We start from the raw sequence: 5,492 nt of genomic DNA, 5'->3' as shown, positions 1-5,492 counted from the left end.
TTTTTTCTCTGTCGACCATTTTTTGGTTGGTGGGGGTCTTTTTTGGATCAATTCATGGATGTCAGTTTGATATTCGTTTTTGGTCATGGTTGAACTCGCTGCCTTTTACCGTTTTTCCCGGTGGGGGTGGCATTCTTTTTTTATGGAGAGTTTGATCCTGGCTCAGGATGAACGCTGGCGGCGTGCTTAACACATGCAAGTCGAACGGTGAAGCCAAGCTTGCTTGGTGGATCAGTGGCGAACGGGTGAGTAACACGTGAGCAACCTGCCCTGGACTCTGGGATAAGCGCTGGAAACGGTGTCTAATACTGGATATGAGCTCTCACTGCATGGTGGGGGTTGGAAAGATTTTTCGGTCTGGGATGGGCTCGCGGCCTATCAGCTTGTTGGTGAGGTAATGGCTCACCAAGGCGTCGACGGGTAGCCGGCCTGAGAGGGTGACCGGCCACACTGGGACTGAGACACGGCCCAGACTCCTACGGGAGGCAGCAGTGGGGAATATTGCACAATGGGCGGAAGCCTGATGCAGCAACGCCGCGTGAGGGATGACGGCCTTCGGGTTGTAAACCTCTTTTAGCAAGGAAGAAGCGAAAGTGACGGTACTTGCAGAAAAAGCGCCGGCTAACTACGTGCCAGCAGCCGCGGTAATACGTAGGGCGCAAGCGTTATCCGGAATTATTGGGCGTAAAGAGCTCGTAGGCGGTTTGTCGCGTCTGCTGTGAAATCCCGAGGCTCAACCTCGGGCCTGCAGTGGGTACGGGCAGACTAGAGTGCGGTAGGGGAGATTGGAATTCCTGGTGTAGCGGTGGAATGCGCAGATATCAGGAGGAACACCGATGGCGAAGGCAGATCTCTGGGCCGTAACTGACGCTGAGGAGCGAAAGGGTGGGGAGCAAACAGGCTTAGATACCCTGGTAGTCCACCCCGTAAACGTTGGGAACTAGTTGTGGGGTCCTTTCCACGGATTCCGTGACGCAGCTAACGCATTAAGTTCCCCGCCTGGGGAGTACGGCCGCAAGGCTAAAACTCAAAGGAATTGACGGGGACCCGCACAAGCGGCGGAGCATGCGGATTAATTCGATGCAACGCGAAGAACCTTACCAAGGCTTGACATACACGAGAACACTCTAGAAATAGGGGACTCTTTGGACACTCGTGAACAGGTGGTGCATGGTTGTCGTCAGCTCGTGTCGTGAGATGTTGGGTTAAGTCCCGCAACGAGCGCAACCCTCGTTCTATGTTGCCAGCACGTAATGGTGGGAACTCATGGGATACTGCCGGGGTCAACTCGGAGGAAGGTGGGGATGACGTCAAATCATCATGCCCCTTATGTCTTGGGCTTCACGCATGCTACAATGGCCGGTACAAAGGGCTGCAATACCGTGAGGTGGAGCGAATCCCAAAAAGCCGGTCCCAGTTCGGATTGAGGTCTGCAACTCGACCTCATGAAGTCGGAGTCGCTAGTAATCGCAGATCAGCAACGCTGCGGTGAATACGTTCCCGGGTCTTGTACACACCGCCCGTCAAGTCATGAAAGTCGGTAACACCTGAAGCCGGTGGCCCAACCCTTGTGGAGGGAGCCGTCGAAGGTGGGATCGGTAATTAGGACTAAGTCGTAACAAGGTAGCCGTACCGGAAGGTGCGGCTGGATCACCTCCTTTCTAAGGAGCACCTCGACCCTTCGGGGTTGCAGGAACCTCAGCAGAGCGAACGTCTCTGCGGGGGCTCGTGGGTGGAACATTTGACATGGCATCAGCGCAGCTGGTTCCTACTAGTACGCCGTACCTTTCGGGGTGTGGTTGGAGGGTGGGGGTCGGGGAGCGGGGTGCCTGCACGCTGTTGGGTCCTGAGGGACCGGACGCTGCTTGATCTCTTTCGGGGGTGAGGGTGGTGTGCAACTCTCTGGGCCTCTGCTGCCGGCCGGTTGGTCGTGTGGTGGGGGTGCCGCCCGTACTTTGAGAACTACACAGTGGACGCGAGCATCTTTGCAAGATGACCCTTTGGGGTTGTTTTGTGTTGATGATCTTAAAGATCATTAGTCAATTTCTGTCGCATTCCTTTTTGGAGTGTGGCTGAGTTTTGATTCTCATGTTTTCAAGTCTTTAAGAGCAAACGGTGGATGCCTTGGCATCTGGAGCCGAAGAAGGACGTAGCAATCTGCGATAAGCCTCGGGGAACTGATAAGCAAGTTTTGATCCGAGGGTGTCCGAATGGGGAAACCCCGCTGGGCGGCGTGCCGACCTAGTGACTCCCGCCTGAATATATAGGGCGGGTAGAGGGAACGTGGGGAAGTGAAACATCTCAGTACCCACAGGAAGAGAAAACAACCGTGATTCCGTGAGTAGTGGCGAGCGAAATCGGATCAGGCTAAACCTCATGTGTGTGAGAGCCGGCAGGCGTTGCATGTGGGGGGTTGCGGGACGTTCCTGATCATTCTGCCGAGTGGTCGACGTGACAGAAGCGTATAGACGAACCGTCTTGAAAGGCGGGCCAGAGTGGGTGCCAGCCCCGTAGTCGAAATGCGTGTTCTGGCGTGGAGCGTATCCCAAGTAGCACGGGGCCCGAGAAATCCCGTGTGAATCTGTCAGGACCACCTGATAAGCCTAAATACTCCCAGATGACCGATAGCGGACAAGTACCGTGAGGGAAAGGTGAAAAGTACCCCGGGAGGGGAGTGAAATAGTACCTGAAACCGTTTGCTTACAAACCGTTGGAGCACCCCTGGTAGGTGTGACAGCGTGCCTTTTGAAGAATGAGCCTGCGAGTTAGCGATATGTGGCGAGGTTAACCCGGGTGGGGTAGCCGTAGCGAAAGCGAGTCTGAATAGGGCGATTCAGTCGCATGTCCTAGACCCGAAGCGAAGTGATCTATCCATGGCCAGGCTGAAGCGACGGTAAGACGTCGTGGAGGGCCGAACCCACTTAGGTTGAAAACTGAGGGGATGAGCTGTGGATAGGGGTGAAAGGCCAATCAAACTTCGTGATAGCTGGTTCTCTCCGAAATGCATTTAGGTGCAGCGTTGCGTGTTTCTTGCCGGAGGTAGAGCTACTGGATGGCCGATGGGCCCTACAAGGTTACTGACGTCAGCCAAACTCCGAATGCCGGTAAGTGAGAGCGCAGCAGTGAGACTGTGGGGGATAAGCTTCATAGTCGAGAGGGAAACAACCCAGACCACCATCTAAGGTCCCTAAGCGCGTGCTAAGTGGGAAAGGATGTGGAGTTGCTTAGACAACCAGGAGGTTGGCTTAGAAGCAGCCACCCTTGAAAGAGTGCGTAATAGCTCACTGGTCAAGTGATTCCGCGCCGACAATGTAACGGGGCTCAAGCACGCCACCGAAGTTGTGGCATTGACATTATTGGTAGGCCTTCGTGGTCCAGCCGTGTTGATGGGTAGGAGAGCGTCGTGTGGCGAGTGAAGCGGCGGGGTGACCCAGCCGTGGACGCTACACGAGTGAGAATGCAGGCATGAGTAGCGAAAGACGTGTGAGAAACACGTCCTCCGAAAGACCAAGGGTTCCAGGGTCAAGCTAATCTTCCCTGGGTAAGTCGGGACCTAAGGCGAGGCCGACAGGCGTAGTCGATGGACAACGGGTTGATATTCCCGTACCGGCGAAGAACCGCCCAAACTAACCCAGTAGTGCTAAGTATCTGAATCCCCATGACCGGATCCTTCGGGTGATGGCGTGGGGCCTAGCGTACGACCCCATGCTGGTGCGGTTAGCGTATTAACAGGTGTGACGCAGGAAGGTAGCCCATCCCGGGCGATGGTTGTCCCGGGGCAAGTGCGTAGGCCGAGTCATAGGCAAATCCGTGACTCATGAGGCTGAGACACGATGCGGATGAAAAGTGGGTGATCCTATGCTGCCGAGAAAAGCATCGACGCGAGGTTCTAGCCGCCCGTACCCCAAACCGACTCAGGTGGTCAGGTAGAGAATACCAAGGAGATCGAGAGAATCGTGGTTAAGGAACTCGGCAAAATGCCCCCGTAACTTCGGGAGAAGGGGGGCCATCCGCTTATACCAGCTTGCCTGGAAAAGGGCGTGGTGGCCGCAGAGACTAGTGGGTAGCGACTGTTTACTAAAAACACAGGTCCGTGCCAAGTCGCAAGACGATGTATACGGACTGACGCCTGCCCGGTGCTGGAAGGTTAAGAGGACCGGTTAGCCGCAAGGCGAAGCTGAGAATTTAAGCCCCAGTAAACGGCGGTGGTAACTATAACCATCCTAAGGTAGCGAAATTCCTTGTCGGGTAAGTTCCGACCTGCACGAATGGCGTAACGACTTCCCAACTGTCTCAACCGCGAACTCGGCGAAATTGCAATACGAGTAAAGATGCTCGTTACGCGCAGCAGGACGGAAAGACCCCGTGACCTTTACTACAGCTTGGTATTGGTGTTCGGTGTGGCTTGTGTAGGATAGGTGGGAGACTATGAAACCATGACGCCAGTTATGGTGGAGTCATTGTTGAAATACCACTCTGGTCACTCTGGATATCTAACTTCGAACCGTAATCCGGTTCAGGGACAGTGCCTGGTGGGTAGTTTAACTGGGGCGGTTGCCTCCCAAAAAGTAACGGAGGCGCCCAAAGGTTCCCTCAACCTGGTTGGCAATCAGGTGGCGAGTGTAAGTGCACAAGGGAGCTTGACTGTGAGACTGACAGGTCGAGCAGGGACGAAAGTCGGGACTAGTGATCCGGCAGTGGCTTGTGGAAGCGCTGTCGCTCAACGGATAAAAGGTACCTCGGGGATAACAGGCTGATCTTGCCCAAGAGTCCATATCGACGGCATGGTTTGGCACCTCGATGTCGGCTCGTCGCATCCTGGGGCTGGAGTAGGTCCCAAGGGTTGGGCTGTTCGCCCATTAAAGCGGTACGCGAGCTGGGTTTAGAACGTCGTGAGACAGTTCGGTCCCTATCCGCTGCGCGCGTAGGAAGTTTGAGAGGATCTGACCCTAGTACGAGAGGACCGGGTTGGACGAACCTCTGGTGTGCCAGTTGTACTGCCAAGTGCACCGCTGGTTAGCTACGTTCGGGATGGATAACCGCTGAAAGCATCTAAGCGGGAAGCCGGCCTCAAGATGAGACTTCCATACCCTTCGGGGTGAGAGGCTCCCAGCCAGACTACTGGGTTGATAGGCCAGATGTGGAAGCACGGCAACGTGTGCAGCTGACTGGTACTAATAAGCCGATGACTTGATAACACTTCCCCCACACCCGTGTGGGGTTGAGAATGCTCGCGTCCACTGAGTGGTTCCCGATGTACGGTCGGGAACACAACAAAAAAGAGAACTTTTCACGTTGTGAAAGCACCGAACTCATCGAAAGAGTTACGGCGGCCATAGCGAGAGGGAAACGCCCGGTCCCATTCCGAACCCGGAAGCTAAGCCTCTCAGCGCCGATGGTACTGCAGGGGGGACCCTGTGGGAGAGTAGGACACCGCCGGACACCCATTCACGGAATGGCCACCCCCACGGGTGGCCATTCCGCGTTAACAG

The 5,492-nt window shown here is 55.3% G+C and carries 3 rRNA genes; all 3 read left to right on the top strand.

Annotated elements, in window-relative coordinates:
* The first annotated feature begins 139 nt into the window (after nt 1–139).
* The 3 genes from RS82_RS00050 (at nt 140) to rrf (ending at nt 5,442) form a co-directional block, all read left to right on the top strand.
* Nucleotides 140–1,661 (top strand): 16S ribosomal RNA (locus tag RS82_RS00050).
* Between the two features lie 431 nt (nt 1,662–2,092).
* A 23S ribosomal RNA gene (locus RS82_RS00045) occupies nt 2,093–5,198 on the top strand.
* A gap of 127 nt (nt 5,199–5,325) precedes the next feature.
* Nucleotides 5,326–5,442 (top strand): 5S ribosomal RNA (rrf, locus tag RS82_RS00040).
* The 16S, 23S and 5S rRNA genes sit together here, the layout of an rRNA operon.
* The last annotated feature ends 50 nt before the right edge of the window (nt 5,443–5,492 follow it).

The organism is Microbacterium trichothecenolyticum (genome assembly GCF_000956465.1).
Taxonomy (GTDB): Bacteria; Actinomycetota; Actinomycetes; order Actinomycetales; family Microbacteriaceae; genus Microbacterium; species Microbacterium trichothecenolyticum.
Note: the sequence above shows the minus strand (reverse complement) of the source record. Positions and strands in the feature narration are given on the sequence as shown.